The 22,243-nt window shown below is 42.3% G+C and carries 20 protein-coding genes; 12 read left to right on the top strand and 8 right to left on the bottom strand.

Features of this window, described 5'->3' with window-relative positions; translation table 11 throughout:
- The first annotated feature begins 40 nt into the window (after positions 1 to 40).
- The 3 genes from CE058_RS19895 to CE058_RS19885 are packed head-to-tail and all read left to right on the top strand — an operon-like array spanning position 41 to position 4,921.
- Positions 41 to 1,069, top strand: a complete 1,029-nt coding sequence (locus CE058_RS19895) for a GlgC family sugar phosphate nucleotidyltransferase (protein ID WP_048011089.1) — start codon at positions 41 to 43, stop codon at positions 1,067 to 1,069.
- Positions 1,066 to 2,517, top strand: coding sequence for a glycogen synthase GlgA (gene glgA, locus CE058_RS19890; protein WP_048011090.1), 1,452 nt, complete (start codon positions 1,066 to 1,068; stop codon positions 2,515 to 2,517). The genes CE058_RS19895 and glgA overlap by 4 nt, the downstream gene beginning before the upstream one ends.
- On the top strand, positions 2,507 to 4,921 hold the full coding sequence (locus CE058_RS19885) for a glycogen/starch/alpha-glucan phosphorylase (protein ID WP_163144814.1): 2,415 nt from the start codon (positions 2,507 to 2,509) through the stop codon (positions 4,919 to 4,921). The genes glgA and CE058_RS19885 overlap by 11 nt, the downstream gene beginning before the upstream one ends.
- A 97-nt stretch (positions 4,922 to 5,018) precedes the next feature.
- Here CE058_RS19885 and CE058_RS19880 read toward each other — a convergent pair whose 3' ends face one another.
- Positions 5,019 to 5,867: a dimethylarginine dimethylaminohydrolase family protein gene (locus tag CE058_RS19880; protein WP_163144813.1), complete on the bottom strand. Its 849-nt coding sequence runs from the start codon at positions 5,865 to 5,867 to the stop codon at positions 5,019 to 5,021.
- 154 nt (positions 5,868 to 6,021) lie between these two features.
- Between CE058_RS19880 and CE058_RS19875 the strand changes: the two genes are divergently transcribed.
- Positions 6,022 to 6,234 (top strand): hypothetical protein, encoded by a 213-nt coding sequence (locus CE058_RS19875; protein ID WP_048011093.1) that lies wholly within the window; start codon positions 6,022 to 6,024, stop codon positions 6,232 to 6,234.
- Between the two features lie 67 nt (positions 6,235 to 6,301).
- On the opposite strand, the gene CE058_RS19870 is transcribed toward CE058_RS19875, so the two are convergent.
- Both CE058_RS19870 and CE058_RS19865 read right to left on the bottom strand, forming a co-directional pair.
- Complete coding sequence (locus CE058_RS19870) at positions 6,302 to 7,057, bottom strand: TraR/DksA C4-type zinc finger protein (RefSeq protein WP_163144812.1); 756 nt, start codon at positions 7,055 to 7,057, stop codon at positions 6,302 to 6,304.
- A gap of 295 nt (positions 7,058 to 7,352) precedes the next feature.
- Positions 7,353 to 8,285 carry a 1,4-dihydroxy-2-naphthoate polyprenyltransferase gene (locus CE058_RS19865; protein WP_048011095.1) on the bottom strand — a complete coding sequence of 311 codons (933 nt, stop codon included), beginning with the start codon at positions 8,283 to 8,285 and terminating at the stop codon, positions 7,353 to 7,355.
- A 395-nt stretch (positions 8,286 to 8,680) separates the two neighbouring features.
- Here CE058_RS19865 and CE058_RS19860 point away from each other — a divergent pair, with 395 nt between their 5' ends.
- From CE058_RS19860 to menC, 6 genes are all read left to right on the top strand, one after another.
- Positions 8,681 to 10,090 (top strand): isochorismate synthase, encoded by a 1,410-nt coding sequence (locus CE058_RS19860; RefSeq protein WP_163144811.1) that lies wholly within the window; start codon positions 8,681 to 8,683, stop codon positions 10,088 to 10,090.
- Positions 10,087 to 11,832: a 2-succinyl-5-enolpyruvyl-6-hydroxy-3-cyclohexene-1-carboxylic-acid synthase gene (menD, locus tag CE058_RS19855; RefSeq protein WP_163144810.1), complete on the top strand. Its 1,746-nt coding sequence runs from the start codon at positions 10,087 to 10,089 to the stop codon at positions 11,830 to 11,832. The genes CE058_RS19860 and menD overlap by 4 nt, the downstream gene beginning before the upstream one ends.
- Positions 11,833 to 11,838: 6 nt before the next feature.
- Positions 11,839 to 12,684, top strand: coding sequence for a 2-succinyl-6-hydroxy-2,4-cyclohexadiene-1-carboxylate synthase (gene menH / locus CE058_RS19850; RefSeq protein ID WP_163144809.1), 846 nt, complete (start codon positions 11,839 to 11,841; stop codon positions 12,682 to 12,684).
- Positions 12,685 to 12,759: 75 nt separating this feature from the next.
- Positions 12,760 to 13,581 carry a 1,4-dihydroxy-2-naphthoyl-CoA synthase gene (gene menB / locus CE058_RS19845; RefSeq protein ID WP_048011098.1) on the top strand — a complete coding sequence of 274 codons (822 nt, stop codon included), beginning with the start codon at positions 12,760 to 12,762 and terminating at the stop codon, positions 13,579 to 13,581.
- 89 nt (positions 13,582 to 13,670) lie between these two features.
- Complete coding sequence (locus CE058_RS19840; RefSeq protein WP_163144808.1) at positions 13,671 to 15,158, top strand: o-succinylbenzoate--CoA ligase; 1,488 nt, start codon at positions 13,671 to 13,673, stop codon at positions 15,156 to 15,158.
- A 1-nt stretch (position 15,159) separates the two neighbouring features.
- A complete protein-coding gene (gene menC / locus CE058_RS19835) occupies positions 15,160 to 16,266 on the top strand; it encodes an o-succinylbenzoate synthase (RefSeq protein WP_163144807.1) in 1,107 nt (368 codons plus the stop codon).
- Positions 16,267 to 16,625: 359 nt separating this feature from the next.
- Here menC and CE058_RS19830 read toward each other — a convergent pair whose 3' ends face one another.
- The 4 genes from CE058_RS19830 to CE058_RS19815 form a co-directional block, all read right to left on the bottom strand.
- Positions 16,626 to 16,778, bottom strand: coding sequence for a DUF1540 domain-containing protein (locus CE058_RS19830; protein ID WP_064503415.1), 153 nt, complete (start codon positions 16,776 to 16,778; stop codon positions 16,626 to 16,628).
- Between the two features lie 119 nt (positions 16,779 to 16,897).
- Entirely contained in the window at positions 16,898 to 17,947 is a 1,050-nt protein-coding gene (locus CE058_RS19825) for a cytochrome d ubiquinol oxidase subunit II (protein ID WP_163144806.1), read from the bottom strand.
- Between the two features lie 13 nt (positions 17,948 to 17,960).
- Entirely contained in the window at positions 17,961 to 19,322 is a 1,362-nt protein-coding gene (locus CE058_RS19820; protein ID WP_048011101.1) for a cytochrome ubiquinol oxidase subunit I, read from the bottom strand.
- Positions 19,323 to 19,451: 129 nt separating this feature from the next.
- Positions 19,452 to 20,456, bottom strand: coding sequence for a metal ABC transporter substrate-binding protein (locus CE058_RS19815; protein WP_163144805.1), 1,005 nt, complete (start codon positions 20,454 to 20,456; stop codon positions 19,452 to 19,454).
- Positions 20,457 to 20,751: 295 nt separating this feature from the next.
- On the opposite strand from CE058_RS19815, the gene CE058_RS19810 reads away from it, so the two are divergent.
- The gene (locus CE058_RS19810; protein WP_076263309.1) at positions 20,752 to 21,315 is read left to right on the top strand and encodes a beta-class carbonic anhydrase; all 564 of its coding nucleotides are present in this window, start codon (positions 20,752 to 20,754) and stop codon (positions 21,313 to 21,315) included.
- On the opposite strand, the gene yidD is transcribed toward CE058_RS19810, so the two are convergent.
- Positions 21,312 to 21,551: a membrane protein insertion efficiency factor YidD gene (gene yidD / locus CE058_RS19805; RefSeq protein WP_163144804.1), complete on the bottom strand. Its 240-nt coding sequence runs from the start codon at positions 21,549 to 21,551 to the stop codon at positions 21,312 to 21,314. The two genes, CE058_RS19810 and yidD, sit on opposite strands and share 4 nt — an antisense overlap.
- Before the next feature lie 141 nt (positions 21,552 to 21,692).
- On the opposite strand from yidD, the gene CE058_RS19800 reads away from it, so the two are divergent.
- Positions 21,693 to 22,166 (top strand): S-ribosylhomocysteine lyase, encoded by a 474-nt coding sequence (locus CE058_RS19800; RefSeq protein WP_163144803.1) that lies wholly within the window; start codon positions 21,693 to 21,695, stop codon positions 22,164 to 22,166.
- Positions 22,167 to 22,243 lie beyond the last annotated feature (77 nt).

Genomic DNA, 22,243 nt, shown 5'->3' with positions numbered 1-22,243 from the left:
TGCCAAAACGGATCCTGGCCAATAAACGGGAGGGAATGTCATGAAGAAGAGAATGCTTGGTGTAATAGACGCAACAACCTACCATGAAGGTTTAGAGGAATTGACAGTACACAGGTCGCTCGCAGCTGTTCCGTTTGCAGGCCGCTATAGGCTGATCGATTTTGTTCTCTCAAATATGGTCAACTCGGATATTGAGAGTGTTGCCATATTTCCGAAGTATCAATATCGCTCTTTAATGGATCATCTTGGTTCAGGGAAAAACTGGGACTTAAACAGAAAAAGGGATGGGCTATTCTTTTTTCCGTCTCCTTTGCTGGATAGTCCTAGTAAAGGGATCGGATCTTTCAATCACTTTGCTGCGAATTTGGATTATTTTTATCGCAGCAAGCAGGAGTATGCCTTGATCTCAAACTGTTTCACCGTTTTTAATATGGATTTCAGGCCTGTTCTGGATAGACATATTATGACGGGGTGTGATATTACAGTTGTTCGCCAGGATGGACGCTCGCTGGAAATGTACCTTGTAAAAACCTCGCTGCTTATTAGTTTAATAGAAAATAGAAACGAAACAGGATACACGTGCATGAGTGATGTTGTTACAGATATCCACCATTCGTACACGATATGCAATTATGAATATACCGGCTTGGCTGTCATGATTGATTCCATTGAAAATTACTTTGCTGCCAGCATTGGGCTATTGGAACCGGAGGCATGGAAAAATATTTTTCTGCGCAGCCAGCCCATTTACACAAAAGTAAAAGATGAACCGCCAACCCGTTATGTAAAAGGTGCGAGCGCAAAGAATTCGATGATTGCAAATGGATGCATGATTGAAGGAACAGTCGAGAACAGCATTATCTCCCGCGGCGTCAAAATTGGCAAGGGCGCAGTCGTGAAAAATTGTATAATCATGCAAAAAACCCAAATTGGCGAGAACTGTGTTTTAGACTCTGTTATTTTAGATAAAGATGTTAAGGTAGAATCCGGTGCCAGAATTGAGGGAAGAAGTGAAATGCCTCTGGTAATTCGCAAAGGTACCGTACAAGGAGCGCTGATGAACTCGTGAAAGTATTGTTTGCTGTTTCTGAATGTGTTCCATTCGTCAAATCCGGAGGTCTTGCCGACGTAGCCGGTTCACTCCCGAAAGAGCTTGCCAAACAGGGGACTGACGTACGGGTGATTCTTCCGAAGTATAGTTCCATATCAGATGACTTAAAAAAGAAAATGTCTAAAAAGTGCGAGTTTACAGTTCAGGTTGGCTGGAGAAACCAGTATTGTGGAATTGAAGAACTTGAGCACCAGGGAATTACATTCTATTTTGTGGATAATGAATACTATTTTAACCGTGAAAAATTATATGGCTATTTTGACGATGGAGAGAGGTTTGCCTATTTTAACCGGGCCGTGCTGGATGCTCTTCAGCATATTGATTATTGTCCAGATGTTATTCATAGCCATGATTGGCATACCGGGATGATTCCTTTTCTGCACAGGGTTGAGTATCGTGCGAAAAAGGGGTATGAATTCATTCGGACAGTCTTCACCATTCATAACCTTCAGTTTCAGGGGATTATGCCAGGGGCTGCTCTTGGGGATTTATTAGGGCTTGACTATAGCCATTTTCATCCGGATAAGCTTGAATTCTTCGGAAATATCAATTTTATGAAGGGCGGACTTGTCGCTGCTGATAAAATTACAACAGTCAGCCCTACCTATAAAGATGAAATTCAAACCGAGTATTACGGTGAGAAGCTGCATGATTTACTGAAGCGCAGAGCTTATGATCTGGAAGGAATCTTAAATGGAATTGATGATGAGTTTTATAATCCTGAGAAGGATCCATTTATAAAAGAGAACTATACCTTTGAAAAGCTTCAGATTAAAAAAGAAAATAAGATGGATCTTCAGAAAAAATTCAGCTTGCCGGTGAAGGAAGAGGTTCCTCTGATAGCCATGGTTACGAGGCTGACAAAGCAAAAGGGCCTGGATCTGGTTAAATGTGTGTTCCATGAGCTTATGCAGGATGACATTCAAGTCCTTGTTTTGGGGACTGGAGATCCTGAGTTTGAGCAATTTTTCAGGGAGGTGGAAGCGGCCTATCCGGATAAGTGCAAAGCATATATTGGGTTTGATGAAGGCCTTGCACATGAATTCTATGCAGGGTCCGATTTATTCTTAATGCCTTCCCAATTTGAGCCCTGCGGGTTAGGGCAGATGATTGCGATGAGATATGGCTCCATTCCCATCGTAAGGGAAACAGGCGGGTTAAATGATACTGTTCTTTCTTACAATGAAGTCACAGGAGAAGGAAACGGTTTTTCCTTCAGCCATTTTAATGCCCATGACATGCTGTACACCATTAGAAGAGCAATAAACTTTTACAGTGACAGCAAAACATGGGAGAAGATTATGAAAAATGCAATGGGTATGGATAATAGCTGGGCGCAATCTGCTTTCAAATACAATCAGCTATATGCAGGCCTTGTTTCAAGGAGTGAAAGCCATGTTTTCTGATCGCGATGAGTTCAAAGAGGAATTCCTGAAAAAATTGGAGATGACCTGTGGGAAAAGCTTCGGCGAAAGCACAGAAAGAGATCATTACTTCACGCTCGGAAATATGATCAGGGAACATGTGAGCACAGAGTGGATTAATACAAATGAGCGGTACCGCATCGACCGTGAAAAGCAGGTATATTACCTATCCATCGAGTTTTTATTGGGCCGCCTGCTTCATCATAATCTGATAAACCTGGGAATTGAGCAGGTTGTAAAAGATGGCCTGGCAGATCTGGGCATTGATCTCAACCGCCTTGAAGAAATTGAAGCAGATGCAGGGCTGGGAAACGGGGGACTGGGACGTCTTGCGGCTTGCTTTATGGACTCGCTGGCATCCTTAAACCTACCCGGCCATGGCTGTGGAATTCGCTATAAGCATGGCCTTTTTGAACAGAAAATTGTGGATGGCTATCAAGTGGAGCTTCCGGAGCAGTGGCTGCGAAACGGCCATGTATGGGAAGTCCGAAAAGCCGACCTGGCCATTGAGGTTCCTTTTTGGGGCAAAGTTGAAACGGCAGAGGACAACGGCAGGCTTGTGTTCCGCCATGTAAATGCGGAAACTATTTCGGCTGTCCCCTACGATATGCCTGTCGCCGGCTATCAAACAGATACGATTAACACTCTCAGGCTATGGAATGCTGAACCGTCACCTTATCCTGTAAATCATGATATTTTAAAATATAAACGGGAAACCGAATCTGTTTCCGAGTTTCTATATCCTGATGATACCCATGATGAGGGGAAGATCCTGAGGCTAAAGCAGCAATACTTTCTTGTTTCGGCCAGTATCCGTTCCATCGTGCGTTCCTATCGAAAGCAGCATGCCAGTTTAAGAGATTTCCATGAATATGTGAGCATTCATATTAATGATACACATCCGGTACTTGCCATTCCTGAACTTATGAGAATCCTGCTGGATGAAGAGGGAATGGGCTGGGAGGAAGCCTGGGATATTACAGTCCGGACGATAGCCTATACAAATCATACAACTCTTTCAGAGGCTTTGGAGAAATGGCCTGTCCGCATTTTCCAGCCTTTGCTGCCGCGGATTTTTATGATAGTGAATGAAATCAATGAACGTTTTTGCCGCGATCTTTGGGACAGATATCCGGGTGACTGGAAGCGGATTGAGGATATGGCGATCATCGCGCACGACCAGGTAAAGATGGCACACCTTGCCCTTGTCGGAAGCTCCAGCGTAAATGGTGTTGCCGCCCTTCATACAGAAATCTTAAAGAAGCGGGAAATGATTCAGTTTTATGAAATTTTTCCTGAGAAATTTAATAATAAAACCAATGGGATTACACACAGAAGATGGCTGCTGAAAGCCAATCCGCTTTTATCTGGTCTTATAAATGAGACCATTGGGGCAGGCTGGATTCGGGAACCGGAAAAGCTTCGCGAGCTGGCAGATTTTAAGAATGATAGGGTTTTCCTTGGGCAGCTGCATCAGATTAAGCAATTGAACAAGGAAAGATTGGCGAAGCGCATTCAGGAGCAGCAGGGCATTAAAGTTGATACGTCTTCGATTTTTGACATTCAGGTTAAGCGTCTGCATGCTTATAAACGCCAGCTGTTAAATATTCTGCATGTTATGCATTTATATAACAGGCTGAAGGAAGATTCCAATTTCCGGATGCACCCGCGGACTTTTATTTTTGGAGCAAAAGCTTCCCCTGGCTATTACTACGCAAAGAAAATCATCAAATTAATTAATACCGTTGCTGAAAAAGTGAACAATGACCCGCTGACAAGAGATGTTCTAAAGGTTATCTTTCTTGAAAATTACCGGGTTTCGCTGGCAGAGGAAATTTTCCCCGCTGCAGATATCAGCGAGCAGATTTCTGCAGCAAGCAAGGAAGCTTCCGGTACAGGGAATATGAAATTCATGATGAATGGCGCTTTGACAGTTGGTACACTGGATGGAGCCAATATTGAGATAAAAGAAAAAGCAGGAGATGACAATATCTTCATCTTTGGATTAACGGCAGATGAGGTGCTCAGCTATTACCAGAATGGCGGTTATAATTCCAGAGAGTATTACCATCATGATAAGCGAATCCGCCAGGTCATCGACCAGCTTGTGAATGGATTTTTCCCGGATGCTGATGATGAGTTCGAGCCTATATTTGACTCCCTGCTGATGGAAAATGACCAATACTTTGTGTTGAGGGATTTTGCTTCGTATGTCAATATCCAGAAAGAAGCCGGGATGGCTTATGAGGATCGGGATCATTGGCTAAAAATGAGCTTAATGAACATTGCCGGCTCAGGCTATTTTTCAAGCGACCGCACAATCAGCGAATATGCGCGCGAAATCTGGAAAATCAAACCCGCTGGCGTTGAGTTGATGAATAAGTAAAAAGAAGAACAGCCCTTCTTGTGAGAAGAGGCTGTTTTTGTTTAGTAGTGCGAATAACGCTCAAAAAGGCGTTTTTCTGAGATTCTATAATCATTATTTACCCTTTACTGCGCCTAACCGGCATGGTACAGCAGCGGAAGGCACCTCCGGATTTAATAATTTCAGTAATGTCTACCTCAATGACTTCATAGCCCCTGGACCTTAGTTCTTTATTGACATTCTTATTAATTGGAAGGCTGAAGATTTTTTTATTGCCAATTGAGAGGACGTTCGTTCCGAGTGTGAATTGCTCCTCTTCCGACACTTTTATTAAATCATAGCGCGATTCCAGCATTTTTACTTTCTCCCCATGAATCTCTCCTGGAAAAATAAGAGCTTCCTCAGGTGAAATGATATTAAATACACAATCAAGGTGAAGATATGTATCAGTGAAGGGGACGGATACGACTTCATATTCAGGCATAAGGCTGCGAAGGTGCTCAATTGCTTCCTCGTGGGTCCGGCTGCTGACTCCGGCATATATAGTTTTGCCATCGATGAGAACGTCACCTCCTTCTATACGATCACCCTTAAGGTTGTAAAATGGAACCTGATTTACTTCCAGCCATTGTCTCAGAACATTTTCCTCCCCCTGCCGGATATCAGCAGCCATTTCGGCAACATACACCTTTTCTCCAAGCGTAAATCCGATGTCACGGGTAAAAACCTGCTCAGGGTATTTTTCAAACGGGGGCAGTAAAACGACTTCGATCCCCTGATCCTTCAATGCACTGACAAAGTGCCTGTGCTGTTTCATCGCCACGTCGATATTAATTCCTTCTTTTTTATAATGCTTCTGTGTTTCGTTAATAGTATCCACAATCGTCATGTACTTCGGTTCACATAACACCACTTGTTCAAGGTTGTCATATTCTGAAAAGCATGCTGCTTTCATTTGTGCGGACATAATGAACCTCCCAGCAATTTATTCTAAAACTAATATTTCCTTTGTGGCAAAGTTTTACTCTGCAAAGGGAAAATATTAACAATAATTTCCACTACAAAAAAGGTTTAAAAACCCTGATAATGAAATCATTAGATATAAAGGGGGTAGCTGTTAAATGTACCAAATCGAGAGAGGATCAATGGAAGAAGTTTTGCTGCATCTTCAAAATATTGGACTGCAACTAAATGAATTCGAGAAAACAAGTGATTCTATTCCGGTGAAAAATTATAAAGAACTGCTGGAATTCAGCATCTCCATTGCCCGCCGCACAAACGACGTTTCCGATACGATTGATGAGATTATCCAGGATATCGAATCCAAACTATAAATATAAATAAGGGTATCTTATTTTGCCATTTGACATAAAAAAGCGATGCAGCTGCATCGCTTTTACTTTAATCCTTATCTTCATCCACATAGCCGTCAGTCTCATGATACGGCACATCCCCGAAAGGTGCTTCGATATCATTTTCATCCAGCATGGCTTCATACTCTTCCTGTTTCTTGGAAGGATAGATTTTTCTCTCCTTGCCTTCAAGGTCATTTCCGACAAATGTCTCATAATCTTCTGTAAAACCTTCGTCATCATGACCTTCATTATAAAGGGAATTGTAATCTTCATAGTCCCCCCTTAAATCAGAGGGTGTCTCAGAAGTGCCAAAACGGGCAACTTCCTGAAAGCTGTCTTCATTATCTACTACTTCCCTGAATTGATGATGCTGAAAGGTATTCCCATGAGCAGGTTCAAGCACATCTTCTTCAACAGGACGGTCTCCCGGCACGTTTTGTTCCGGACTATGATCCTTACAGTAAAGAGTTGCCGGAATCACTTCCAGCCGCTCGTATGGAATATCAGAACCGCACTCTTTGCATTTGCCGTATGAACCATCTTCTATTGCCTTTAGTGCAGCATTCACTTTATTGAGTTCGGAGTCATGATGCTCTTCTAAAGCAAAATCCTTTTCACGTTCATATAGTTCAGAACCCATATCTGCCGGATGGTTATCATACAGTGATAGCTCTCCTACTGCATCTCTGGCGCTTGCTCCTTCCAGACTGCCTTCTTTATTGCCCTGCAGCTGGGACTCCAGTGATTCCTTTTCATCATTCAATTCCTTTTTTAAAGTGCTGATCTGTTCATTGGTCAACATATTATGTCACATCCTTAGTTTTGATGATTTTTATAAATGCCTGTTGATCTGATAGTCAAGCTTATAATAAAGCCGAGCTCTGACAGTTTTGCTCCGCCGGATATCAAATCTTAGTCCATATGGGTTTAGTATGGACGTAGTTTGCAAAATCATAACGGAAGAAGTAATTTTACGGCCTGCATCTTCCTTAAGTAAAAATTACCCGTTAAAAATGGGATGAAACCAGGATGACGGTATCTGCTGATTTTTTCCAATCAAAAAACCCCTGCCATAGAAGCAGAGGTTTATTAAATGATTATAGTAGATATCCGAGAAACAGGCCTACTGATAAAAGGAAGCCAAAGATTGTATTTGTCTGTGCAGTTGCTTTCATCGCAGGCATCATTTGCATCGGAAGTGTTTTGCCGATGAAGCCTTTCGTTGCTTTAATGGCCTTAGGCGCACTAAGGACAACGATAGCAAGCCATGGTGTTATGATGCTCATGGCGATTAATATGAAGACCCATGCATAAGACACGATGAACATACCGGCAAGCAGGTTAATTGCTCCTTTTTTTCCTAAAAGAATAGCCAATGTTTTACGGCCGAACTCCTTGTCGCCATCCAAGTCTCTGATATTATTGGCCAGCAGAATGGCGCCAACAAGAATCAATATAGGGAACGAAACTAAAACACTTGTTGCGGTTACGGTTCCTGCCTGGATATAGAAAGAAATAAGAATGATTAGCATGCCCATGAAAAAACCTGCGAATAATTCACCAAATGGTGTGTAGGCAATCGGAAGAGGACCGCCTGTATATAAATATCCTACTGCCATGGAGGCAAGTCCGATTGCTGCAATCCACCAGCTTGTGTTCATGCAAATATAGAAACCAAGCAATATCGAAATCCCGTAAAGCCCAAAAGCCAAATTCAGTACCGTTTTTGGTTTGATTCCTTCACGGACAATCGCTCCGCCGATTCCAACAGAGTCTTCCGTATCAAGCCCTCTTTTGAAATCATAATATTCGTTAAACATATTGGTAGCAGCCTGAATCAGCAGACTTGCTGCCAGCATGGCAAAAAACAGGCTGAAATTTATTTCGGTAAGTTCCATTGCAAGAGCTGTTCCAAGTAAAACCGGAACAAAAGCAGCGGTCAAAGTATGCGGCCTGGTCAGCTGCCACCAGACTCTCCAGTTCTTTGAGCTGGAAGCAGGCGGAAAATTGGTCTGTGCTTGTGGTTGCATGATAACTCTCCCCTTAATTTTCTATTCTGTAATGGTATCAACCATTGCATCATTCAAACTTGTTTATTTTAACTGATTATCAGGGTATTGTCAAAGTAAACCCCCATAAGCCAACTATATCAAACACCTTAAGTTTAGGTAAATACCGCAGGAGTGTCAACGTATTATTGCCGTAAAATGTACCGGTATTTGCCATGATTGCTGTAACGTAACAGTTATTTACAGTGAACCTGAGTTAATTGATATTATAGATGCCGAAAGTAAGCTATAATATAAAGGATACAATAAAGGAATGGCAGGATTGACATCATTGACATTCCTTGAATCACAGGTGTATCTTAGAATAAGTTTAAAGTAGGATAACGGCAATTTAAGCTGTTATTGGAGGGATTTTTTTGGTTACGATACAAGATACGGAACTAAAAGAAGGGATCCAGGAGGCGATTGAGAGGGCCAAAGCCTTATCAAAGCCTGTTTTAGTGAGTGAAGTGAAAAAAATAAATCATATAGACCCCCTTTCTTTTTATGCGGCAGGAAAGAGCCGTTTTTTTGGTGAACGCTTTTTCTGGAAGGATCCTTCCAGTGAAGCTTATATAATTGGGCTTGGCATCTGCAGGCAAATCCAGTCAGACGAAAGTACAGACAGATTTAAACGGGTTGAAAAGGAATGGAAGCGTTTTATTAATAACAGTATTATTTTTAACCCTTATAATGAAAATGCAACAGGGCCCGTGATGTTTGGCGGTTTTTCTTTTGACCCGCTGAAGCAGAAAACAAAGCTTTGGTCAAAGTATTCCAATTCCCTTTTTCATGTGCCGGCTTATATGTACAGTGAAATCAATGGACAAGCCTTTTTGACAACAAATGTTGTCTGTACACAGCATGATAGTGAATCACTTTTTGAAAAGATAGCCGCTGAAAGAAGCATGCTAATAGGTTCAATCAATGATTATCATCCTGAGAGTGCAAACACTCTTCAGGAAGAAGCGGATATCAATCCGGAAAAATGGATGGAGACAGTGGATGAAATTGTTGATGAACTAAAAACAGGATCCCTATTAAAAAAGGTTGTGCTTGCGAGGGAATCCAGGCTCATTTATGAAAAGCCGATTGAGATAGAAAGAGTTCTCCAGAATCTCATGAAATTGCAAAGTGAAAGCTTTATCTTTGCGTTTGAATCGAACGGTGACTGCTTTATTGGAGCCTCTCCTGAACGCCTTATAAAAAAATATGGGGAAAACGTGTTTACAACTTGTCTGGCAGGTTCCATCCCCAGAGGCAAAACGGAAGATGATGATCATATCCTTGGAGAAACATTACTGCATGATCAAAAGAACTTGACTGAACATCAATATGTGGTGGATATGATAAAGGAAGCTATGGAAGAATCCTGCACAGAAGTTGAACTGCCGAATGAACCGCAGCTGATGAAAATGCGGGATATTCAGCACCTATATACCCCTGTAATAGGAAAGACCAGGGAAGATGCTTCACTTCTTGCTTTAGTCGACCGTCTTCACCCGACTCCTGCTCTTGGTGGCCTGCCTAAAAGAGAAGCAGTAGAAAAAATCAGAGAAGCAGAAGAGCTGGATCGCGGCTTTTATGCTGCTCCATTAGGATGGATGGATTTTAGAGGAAATGGCGAATATGCTGTGGCAATCAGATCCGGCCTAATCCAGGGGAATGAGGCATCCTTATTTGCAGGCTGCGGAGTAGTACAGGATTCAAATGCCGAAAGCGAATACCAGGAAACAAAGATTAAATTCCGGCCAATGCTTACGGCTCTTGGGGGTTATGAAAAGTGAATCATCAGGAAGCTTTAACTTCATATATAGCCGCATTTGTGGCTGAATTAGTAAAAAGCGGGGTAGAGGATGTCGTGGTCAGTCCCGGCTCCCGTTCTACCCCGATGGCAATGGTAATGGCAGAGCATCCGGAGCTTCGTGTACATATTCATGTAGACGAGCGTTCGGCTGCCTTTTTTGCGTTGGGAATTGCTAAAGCATCCCAAAAACCGGCAGCTTTGCTGTGTACATCCGGAACAGCTGCAGCCAATTACTACCCTGCCATTGTGGAAGCCAGGTATTCCAGGGTGCCGCTAATCGTGCTTACGGCAGACCGGCCTCATGAATTAAGGGATGTAGGCGCTCCACAGGCGATCGATCAGATCCATTTGTACGGTAATAATGTAAAGTGGTTTGTTGAAATGGCTCCTCCCGAGAATTCAGCAGAAATGCTGCGTTATGCCCGAACAGTATGTGCGAGAGCAGCTTCCGCCGCTAAGAGTTCGCCGGCTGGACCTGTTCACCTTAATTTCCCTTTCCGTGAGCCGCTAGTTCCCCAGCTGGATCGTGCTGATTTATTTGAGCTTAGTGAACGAACAGAAGGGTATGTAAATATTCAGGGTGGCAAGCTTAATTTGCCTAACGAAGATTACAAAGAAATGGCACAGGTTTTAAACGCCGCACAAAAAGGGATTATAGTCTGCGGTCATCTGGAAAAATCGGGTTTCCCGGCTGCAGTTATTAAACTGGCGGAAAAGCTGAACTTTCCGATCATTGCCGATCCATTATCACAGTTGAGAAGCGGACTGCACGATGGCAGCTTCATTATGGATGCATATGATACCTTTTTGAAAAATGACGCTGCAAAAAAAGCGCTTAAGCCGGATGTCATAATTCGCTTCGGTGCTGCGCCTGTATCAAAGCCATTGTCCATTTTCATGAAAGAAAACAGTACTGCCCGGCAGATTATTGTTGATGGGGGCGGCGGATGGCGTGATCCTTCACTGCTCTCGACTGAAATGATTCATTGCGATGAGCTGCTGTTCTGCGAATCTGTCACTTCATATTTAAACACTTCCGAGAATGATGAATTTATTGCACTATGGAAAAAAATCAATGATCTTACAAAAGTAAGGCTTGCTGATATTAATGAAGCAGATGAATTGAGCGAGGGTAAATTATTTTACCAGCTCGCTGAAATGCTGCCGGAAGGCTCGACATTATTTGTAGGAAACAGTATGCCTATACGGGACCTGGATACTTTTTTCCATTTTAATCAAAAAGGCATTAAAGTAATGGCTAACAGGGGAGCAAATGGCATTGATGGCACTGTTTCAACTGCTCTTGGTGCCGGAATGGCATCCCAGCCGCTCTATCTTGTGCTCGGTGATTTAACCTTCTTTCATGATTTAAATGGTTTAATTGCTTCTAAGCTGTATGGAATTGATATCAATATATTGCTGATTAATAATAATGGAGGCGGAATCTTTTCATTCCTTCCTCAGGCGAATTACCCCAATAACTTTGAAAAACTGTTCGGAACACCGCTGGATCTTGACTTCAGCCATGCCATTAAGATGTTTGGCGGACAATATGATTTAATATCAGATTGGGAACATTTTATATCAGCCTTCAAACGGAACATGGACATACCTGGCTTGAAGGTAATGGAAATTACGACAAACCGGGACAGGAATTTAACCGAGCATCGAGAATTGTGGAATTCTGTTTCCCGGGAAATAAGTCGATTGCTGGAAGGATGAATGCCGATGAAATATGTCATGAATGGAGTTCACTATCATGTCGATACGTGGGGTAAGGGATTTCCGCTCCTGCTTCTTCATGGCTTCACGGGAAATAGTGAGGGGTGGAAAGAGTTCGTTCCCTTCTGGGAAGGTCATTCGAAGACAATAGCTTTGGATATCATCGGCCATGGGAAGTCTGGAGCACCATCTGATATTGGCCATTATCAAATAGAAGAGTGTGCCGCTGTGATAAACAGTCTCTTAGAAGAGATGGGAATCGGGAAAATTGATGTTCTTGGATATTCCATGGGAGGGCGGCTTGCGCTGACTTTTGCAGTTAAATATCCTGAAAAAGTCCGTACGCTGATTTTGGAAAGTGCTTCCCCAGGGCTGAGGACAGAAGAAGAAAGGCATGAAAGAAGAGTGCAGGATGCCAGGCTGGCTGCCAGAATCAGGAAGGAAGGCATTGTGAATTTTATCGATTATTGGGAGAATATCCCCTTATTTCAAAGCCAAAGAAATCTTCCTGATCAAATCCGAACACGAATAAGAAACCAGCGTATGGCCAATTCTATTGGTGGTCTGGCAAACAGCCTGAATGGCATGGGCACCGGCTCACAGCCATCCTGGTGGGAGGAGCTCGGTAATCTGAAAATGCCAGTCCTTCTATTGACCGGGGAGCTGGACCAAAAATTCTGCAGAATTGCAGATGAGATGTCGAAAGCATTGCCAAATGTTCAGTGGAAGGCCGTTAAGAATGCAGGACATGCAATTCATGTGGAGAAACCTGAATTGTTTGGTACAATAGTAAGTGGGTTTTTGTCGCAATCAGGGGAGATTAATACAAAAGCAGTAAAGATTGAGGAATGATGTCCTTTGCTGGCGCAAAGCTGTGCGGCAATTATCGCGCTATCTAATACAATACATATTGAGGAGGATTCATGTATGTCAGCTGTAGAATGGGTTGCAGGAAAAAAGTACGAAGAGATTATGTATGAAACATACAATGGAATTGCGAAAATTACCATCAATAGACCGCAGGTTCATAATGCCTTTACTCCAAGAACCGTAATGGAATTAATTGATGCATTTGCGTATGCACGTGATGATGAAAATGTAGGTGTTATTGTCCTTACAGGTGCAGGAGACAAAGCATTTTGTTCAGGCGGAGACCAATCTGTCAGAGGACATGGCGGATATGTAGGGGATGACCAGATCCCTCGTTTAAATGTTTTGGATCTTCAGCGCTTAATCCGTGTCATTCCTAAGCCGGTTATTGCGATGGTAAAAGGCTATGCGATTGGCGGAGGCCATGTCCTTCATATCGTATGTGACTTAACGATTGCAGCTGATAACGCTGTATTTGGACAAACAGGACCTAAAGTGGGAAGCTTCGATGCAGGTTACGGTTCAGGATATCTTGCAAGAATCGTCGGCCATAAGAAAGCACGCGAAATTTGGTACCTGTGCCGCCAGTACGGTGCCGAGGAAGCTCTGGATATGGGGCTTGTTAATACAGTTGTGCCACTTGAGAAAGTGGAAGAAGAAACAATTAAGTGGTGTGAAGAAATTCTGGAGAAGAGCCCGACTGCTATCCGCTTCTTGAAGGCTGCTTTCAACGCCGATACAGATGGACTCGCTGGAATCCAGCAATTCGCCGGTGATGCAACTCTTCTATACTATACAACGGATGAAGCAAAAGAAGGCCGTGACGCATTCAAGGAAAAGCGCAAGCCGGACTTTGGCCAATTCCCGCGTTTCCCTTGATTTTGAGGGGTATACTATTTTTTTCAGCTTGATGGCCAGTCCATCAGGCTGTTTTTATATGAAAAAATCGCATGAAATGAGGTTTTAGGATGGAAGCTCACATAGTACCGAATTTCCTTCAAAAACGGGCATTCTTAACACCTGAACGCCCAGCCCTTTCTTTTTTGGAAAAAACCTATACATTTTCCGAAGTATATGATCGTGCATACATGATAGCAGGGCAATTACAGGCAGCTGGATTAACGAGAGGCCAGTTTGCAGGTGTGCTGCTGAGAAATCATGAAGACAGTGTTTTTATCCTTTTGGCGCTGCAGCTAATCGATGTGAAGGCCGTTATATTAAATAACAGGCTGACTGCCGAGGAATTAATTTGGCAACTGGATGATTCGAAGTCCGCTTTCCTTTTAACAGAGAGTTCCTTTGATGGAATTAGCCAAAAGGCTGTAAACTCTTTACGGGGAATTTCAGCGATACATAAAGAAGAGCTCTTCAGGAAAGATCCTGCCGAGCCGGCATTAATAGAGGAAGTAAGTCTTAATGAGGTTTGTACTGTCATGTATACATCCGGCACAACGGGGAATCCGAAAGGCGTTCTGCAAACCTACGGTAATCATTGGTGGAGTGCAGTGGGGTCTGCATTAAACTTAGGGCTGAATGAAAACGACAGCTGGCTGTGTGCTGTTCCGATTTTTCATATTAGCGGCTATTCCATTTTAATGCGAAGCATTATCTACGGCATGAAAATGGTTCTTTTTGAATCTTTCCATGAGAAAAAAGCCATCAAAGCCATTTCCGGCGAAAAAGTGACCATCATGTCTGTTGTGAGTACGATGCTTACCAGGATTGCAGATGAACTAAAAAATGAGCAGCTGCCGGACTATTTTAGATGTATGTTATTAGGGGGAGGTCCAGCAGCGAAATCTCTTCTGGAAGTTTGCAGGGAGAAGGCTATTCCTGTTTACCAGACTTACGGAATGACGGAAACTTCTTCACAGATTGTTACTCTGGCCCCGGAATACAGTTTCAGCAAATTAGGTTCAGCCGGAAAGCCTTTATTTCCTTCCCAGCTGAAAATTGTTAATCCGAATGGGGAGCTTGCGGATCCTGGAGAAGCGGGTGAGATTCTTGTCAAAGGTCCGAATGTGACGAAAGGGTATTTAAACCGTGAAGAAGAAACTGCGAAAAAAATAAAGGATGGCTGGCTCTCAACCGGAGATATAGGCTATGTCGATCAAGAAGGATTTTTATATGTACTTGATCGGCGTTCAGACTTAATCATTTCAGGCGGGGAAAATATTTATCCTGCTGAAGTTGAGGGTGTTCTTGCTTCACACTCCCAAATATCAGATGCAGGGGTGATTGGCATGAAGGACAAGGTTTGGGGTGAAGTGCCGGTCGCCTTTATTGCCGGAGAAGAAAGCCTGGATAAAAAAGAAGTGACAGAGTACTGCTTAGAGAAGCTGGCAAAGTATAAAGTGCCTAAAAAGATCATCATGATTAATGAAATTCCCAGGAATGCTTCTAAGAAGATATTAAGAAGGAAACTCCGGGAACTGCTCGGGGAAAGCGGGAAATAGCATGGATATAAAAATTATTACTTTGTATAGAATTGCGATGCCTTTAAAAACGCCATTTTCCACTCATTTAGGAACTGTTAAGGACAGAGAGGGAATTATAGTTGAAGTAACTGATAAAGAAGGGCGGAAGGGATATGGGGAAGGAGTCGCCTTTTCTTCCCCCTGGTATACAGAGGAAACGGTTGAGACGAGCTATCATGTGCTAAAGGAATTTCTTATCCCTATCTTGCGTAATTCGGATATTAAGCATCCTTCAGATGCAGGACGTGTTTTTAATGACCTGAGAAGGAATCAAATGGCGAAAGCAGCGCTGGAAATGGCTTTATGGGACTTGGCTGCAAAAAAAGAAGATATTTCTCTTTCTAAATTTATAGGCGGTAAGAGGGAACAGATCCTATCCGGCGTAGTTGTTGGCGCCAAAACTAAGGAAGAAGTTAGAAGACAAATTGAAAACTATCTGGAAAGCGGCTATCAAAGGGTCAAAATAAAGATCAGCCCCGAAAATGATTATGAATTGATCTCAGAGATCCGCCGCTATTACCCAGATCTGCCAATCATGGCTGACGCCAATTCAGCTTACTCATTGGAGGATATAGACCAGTTAAAAAGGCTTGATGACTTCGGGCTTATGATGATTGAACAGCCGCTTGAATATGATGATATTGTTGACCATGCAAAGCTTCAGAAGGAATTGCAAACACCGATCTGCCTGGATGAAAGTATTGTTACCTTTAATGATGCCAGAAGAGCTGTCGAGCTTGGAAGCTGTAAAGTTATTAATATTAAGATTGGCCGGGTTGGAGGTTTAGGGACAGCAAAGAAAATTCATGATTATTGCCTGGATAAAGGGATCGCAGTCTGGTGTGGAGGTATGCTCGAGTTCGGAATCTCCCGTGCCCATAATATTGCGCTGGCTTCTCTGGAGGGCTTTTCCATTCCCGGTGATATTTCTGCATCAGAAAGGTATTGGGAAGAAGATATTATTCTCCCTGAAGTCACCGTAAAAAACGGGATGATTATGGTTCCTGATAAACCGGGTATTGGTTATGAGATTAATGTGAAAAGACTGAGTGAAGTAACAATCGCAAAGGAATGCTTTGTCTTGTAGAAGAAAACCGCCGTTCTATTTTAGAAGAACGGCGGTTTTCATTTGATTGCAAAAAAATAAGGCGCATACGCGGCGCCTTTTATGATCAATTATTGAGTAATTTCGTCTTTAATAAATGAATCTTCTTTAATGGCAAAGGAGCTTAATCCAGCAGCAGCGGCAAAAGCAGCTCCAAGCAAAATAACGGTCGATAACATATGTATCACTCCTATTAGTTATTGTTATTCTATACATTCCCGGTAAAAAAAATAATAAACTTATTTATATTAAAAAAAGCGGTGCAGCACATGCACCGCTTTTGCAATATGCATTAATGGCACTGCCGGAATTCGACAAAATACGGGCGGTGCCTGTCACCATTAATGCGGTTCGAACGTTTTGCAGTCTGTTTCTTTGGTGTCGTCTGCCGTTTTGCCAGTATGGCTGACTACGTATATCTGGTCTGCACTGCATCGGTTTCCATTTTTCCAGAAAGCACAGTTATTAACTTCACATAGTACGTCTTGTGCCATTTTCAAACACCCCTTAACAGAAAATTGTGACCACATTGAAATTGACAAATTTCCGGAGCATGTCACTTCTTTATTTTCTGCAGTGCTTTTTTTGTTCAGTCATGGCATTTGCAGGAAGATCAAGCTGGGTCTTTGGTTTGTTTTTGCCGAAGATATCGTTTGTCGTTCATGAAAAGGCTCCAAAAGTATATGAACCCGGGGAAAAGGATAAGGAATCCTGCGATATAGGTGGCAAATATGGCCCGGAATGAACTTGGATCAGTAAACGCAGAAGCAATAGTCACTTCAGGGTAGACGATATAGGGAAGATGAGCTTTTCCATATGCATAGCTGGCAGCAAGGTATTGGAGGGTTATGGCAATAACCGCCAATCTGGGAATTCCCCTAACTCCTTTTTTGTTTACGGATGGCAGGAACAGGGCAAGCCCTCCTATTAGAAACAATCCAAGAGACAGCAAAAGCAAAGGCATATCATCTATCATCTTTTCATAAATCCAAAATGCTTCTCTTTTCAAAGTAAACATAATAAGAAATGCCATTATGATTGAAATTGGCCCAAGCACGATTGCATCCCTGCGGTATACTGAGTAAGCTTCCATCTCTTCCGAGGCTTTTGAGTAGTCCGCGAGGAGAAGGGAAGACAAAAACAATGTGCTGCTGATTGCAAAGCCGATAAAAGCATATTCGTTCGGGCTTGTAAAAAGATGTGCCAGGTCCAGAGATTGCCTGCCATCACTAAATTCAACAAAGTCTCCATGGGTGATGGGCAAAACGCTGATGAGCAATCCGGGGATAAGAATTCCGGATAAGCCTGAAATATAGGTGAGCGGCTTCCTGTATTCTTCCGCAATGTTGGAAAACACCAGGAATGCACTGCGGATCGCCAGTAAGAGCAATATGATGCTTCCTGGTATTAGAAGTACAGTTCCCAGTGTGTAGGCTGCAGTCGGAAAAAGGCTATAAACTGCCACTACAATTGCGACGATAAAGGTATTTGTCACTTCCCAGGTAGGAGATAAAAATCGGTTTGCCACATTTGTTGCCTTTATTTTAGGCCGATTAAAGTAAATCATGGACCAGAAGCCTGCGCCAAAATCCATTGTCGCCATAACCGCATATATGAAGACGAATCCCCATAACACTGTGATGGCCAGTAATTCTTCCGCCATTGGATTCACTCCTTCATGTGTTTGATCCGTATAGAGGAACGTTTTTCTGTTTGGCTCTATTTATGTCATCGATTACAGTATTCTTTTTAAAGTAATAAAGCATAACAAACACAACTGCTACTCCAAGCACTACATACACAAGGGCAAAAAGAATAAATAAAATCCCCAGATTTTCAGCTGTCGTAACAGAATCAGCGGTGGACAGCACCCGGTAGATGGTCCAGGGCTGACGGCCGGTACAGGCAAATACCCATCCGAATTCTATTCCAAGAACTGCGAGCGGGCCAGAGGCAACAAATGCCCACATGATGAACCTGGGAAAATGGTCTCTTTTCAGGAATTTATTCCATACGAAAGCAATAAGAGATAATAATATGAGCAATGAGCCTATTCCGACCATCGCATTAAAGAGGGTATGAACAAAAAGCGGAGGCCACTCTTCTTCAGGAAAATCATTCAGCCCCACTACTACGGTGTCAAAGCTGTTGCCCGCCAAAAAGCTTAGTGCCCATGGAATTTCAATTCCCCACTTAACCCTCTGAGTTTCACGGTCTGTAAATCCTCCAATCGCAAGGGGAGCATAGGATTGAGTTTCAAACAGCCCCTCTGCTGCTGCAAGTTTTTCCGGCTGGTACTCATGCAGATATTGAGCCGATTCATGCCCGTTAATAGCTGTTAGAAAAGAAAAAATTCCGCCGACAATCAAACTCAGCATAAGTGCTTTTTTATGAAAGTTATATACTCGTGTTCCGAATGGAGTTCTAAGCATTTTGAAAGCAGCAACTGATGCTACAACAAATGCCCCTGTTGTATATGCTGATAGTGCCACATGTCCTGCTGTAACGATAAAGCTTGGGTTAAAAAATGCAGCCCATGGATCCACATCGACAATTTCACCATCGACAATCCTGAATCCCTGTGGTGTTCCTTCAAAAGCGTGAACATTAGTTATCAATACAGCTGAGGCAAAAGCGCCAAGAGCTACCAGTATAAGGCTTGATATACGCATCCATGGAGGGATTCTTTCGGCAGCATACACATAAATTGACATAAATAAAGCTTCAATAAAGAAAGCATAGATTTCAATCTGGAATGGCAATGCCATTACCTTGCCGATAACCTCCATAAAACCAGGCCATAAAAGGGAAAGTTGAGTCCCTGCTATGGTTCCTGTCGGAATTCCTACTCCAAGCAGCACCGCAAATGCCTTAGTCCACCTTTTTGCCATAATGACGTAATCATGATCCTTCGTTTTCTGGTAAAGAAGTTCCGCTGTCAGCATCATCAGCGGCAAGCCAACTCCAATTGTTGCAAAAATAATATGAAAGCCCATTGTAGTCCCAAATAAAGACCTCGCAATCAATAAATCACTCATTGCTTTTTCATCCCTTCAATTTCTTCAATGGAAATAGTTTCTGCAAAAAAAAGACAACTATGTAATCTTTTCCTTAATTACCTAAAATTAAGAGACAAAAAAACCTCCCAATGCGGGAGGCTGGTGTGCTTATTTATTTAGCGCTTTTTTCAATGAAGCCAAATTATCTTCCATAAGTGTAAAATATGTTTGATTTTCGGTAATATTTTCTTCTGTAAGGACCGATAAATTATGAAGCATTAGCGGTTCTGCGCCAATTTCTTTCTGCAGAATTTCAGTCAGTCTTGAGCTCACATTCTGTTCGAAAAAAACATATTTTAAGTCATGTTCTTTTGCTTCTGCTATGATTTTCTGCAGTTCTTTCTGAGTAGGCTCGCTGGAAGAATTTAAACCGGATACACTGATCTGATCCAGACCATACCGTTCTTCCCAATAGCCATATGCTGCGTGTGAAACGATGAATTCCTTATGCTTTGCACTTTGAACTGTCTGTTCAAAATCAGAATGAAGATTATCAAGCTTCTTTGCAAGCTCCATATAATTTTGTTCAAACTGCTCTTTCTGATCAGGCATCTGTTCCACTAAAGCATCCTTAATTGATTCCGCCAATTCTTTCGAGTATAAAGGATCCAGCCAAACATGGGGGTCGATATCTCCATGTTTGTGATCATGGTCCTCTTCAGATGATTCAGCTCCGTGTCCGTCAGCATGTTCATCTTCATGCTCAGCTTCATCAGCATGTTCTTCATGTGCAGGATCATGATTTACATCTGAGTGGACAAACTCAATATTTTCTCCAGCGGCGACCATTTTAACATTCTCATTTTTCAATGTTTCTTTTGCCTTTTCCACAAAACCCTCAAGACCCAGTCCTATAAAAATGAATAGATCTGAATCGGCCAGCTTCATCATATCTTTTTGAGAAGGTTCAAAGGTGTGTTCATCCGACCCCGGCGGGTAGATGGTTTCAACTTCTATCGCTTCTCCTCCGATTTGTTCAGTAAAGTATTGTAGAGGATAAACGGTTGTATAAACCATAGTTTTATCGCTGCTGCTCTCCTCTCTCTTTTCACCTGTACAGCCAGAAAGAACAAGGATTAGCCCTAGAATATATATCAAAAATGACTTTTTCATTTCTTTTCCTCCTTTTTATAAAGCGTATCTATTACGATTTAAAGTACAGACCATATTTTAAGTAATGTTTATAATTATGACCTTTAATACGTAACCATTACGATTTCCCTTAGTAATCTTACAAAATATCCAGATAAAAAGCAAGGAAAAAAATTTGTTTGGAGCACCTACTTTATGTATCATAATTATAGAGGCCAGTGAAAGGTCTTTATTAGTATTGACATTTTTTCGTCAAGTATGGGAGCGAATAGCTCTTACAATCAAAGTATTCACAAAAAGACAGGGAGTGGAACAATTGAAACTTTTAGAAGAGATCTTAAACCATAACCAGCAATTTGTTGAAGAAAAAAAGTACGAAGAATTTGAAACAACGAAATTTCCTAATAAGAAAATGGTTATTCTGACTTGCATGGACACACGTTTAGTAGAACTTTTGCCAAAAGCGCTTAATGTAAGAAATGGTGATGTGAAAATCATTAAGAACGCGGGAGCCTTAGTAACCCATCCGTTTGGAAGTATTATGAGAAGCATATTAATAGCTGTTTATCAGCTGCAGGCGAAAGAAGTGTTTGTTATTGGCCATCATGACTGTGGCATGAGTGGAATGAAGGCTGATGCGGTTGTTAGCAGCATGAAGGAGAGAGGCATTACTGACGATGCACTGGATACGATGACATACTCAGGAATCGCTGCAGATGATTGGCTAAGAGGTTTTGAAAATGTAGAGGATAGTGTATCCCATAGTGTACATATGGTGAAAAAGCATCCGCTGATGCCGGCAGATGTGCCTGTGCATGGGCTTGTTATTCATCCTGGCACAGGCAAGCTTGACCTTGTAGTGGACGGATACGAGGGTTAATTCTTTTTCTTTTTGGGCCATTGCTCTGGAACCAGGTCGACACCGCCCGGATGAAGGGGATGGCATTTAAGGATCCGTTTTATTGTCAGCCAGCCGCCCTTGAAGACGCCGAATCGCTTAACTGACTCCAGCCCATAGTGGGAACATGTCGGATAAAACCGGCATGTAGGAGGCTTGAGCGGAGAAATCACAATTTGATAAAAACGAAATATTGAAATGAGAATTTTTTTAAGCATGGCATTACCTTTCCCAGTTAAATCATATTTTCTTTTAAAATAACATATTATCATGAAAAAGTCATAATTTTCATATTAATTTGATGAATTTAGTCGGATATTATGTTATAGTAAAAGGAAAACTTTAGGGGAGTGTTTTATATGCCTTCAGTAGAAAGTTTCGAGCTGGATCATAATGCTGTAAAAGCACCTTACGTGAGGCACTGCGGTGTCCATAAGGTGGGCAGTGACGGATTAGTGAACAAGTTTGATATCCGGTTCTGCCAGCCAAATAAACAGGCGATGAAGCCGGATGTCATACACACACTTGAGCATCTGCTTGCGTTTAATATCCGTACTCATGCAGAGAAATATGACCATTTCGACATTATTGATATTTCCCCGATGGGCTGCCAGACCGGCTATTATTTAGTGGTAAGCGGTGAGCCGTCAGTTGAAGAAATAATTGATCTGCTGGAAGCTACAATGGAAGATGCAGTTGAAATTACCGAAATCCCCGCAGCAAATGAGAAGCAATGCGGGCAGGCAAAGCTTCATGATCTTGAAGGGGCAAAGCGTCTTATGAGATTCTGGCTGCAACAATCAAAGGATGACTTGAAACAGGTTTTTGCATAAAGTGAAACTTCAATCAGTGGGGGTTTTCCTTATCCCCCACTGATTGTTAGTCGCGTTCTAGTGTCGCTAAGATCTCC

The sequence above is a fragment of the Bacillus sp. 22-7 genome (assembly GCF_010628845.1).
Lineage (GTDB): Bacteria > Bacillota > Bacilli > Bacillales > Cytobacillaceae > Cytobacillus > Cytobacillus firmus_B.
This window is presented reverse-complemented; position numbering and strand designations above follow the sequence as displayed.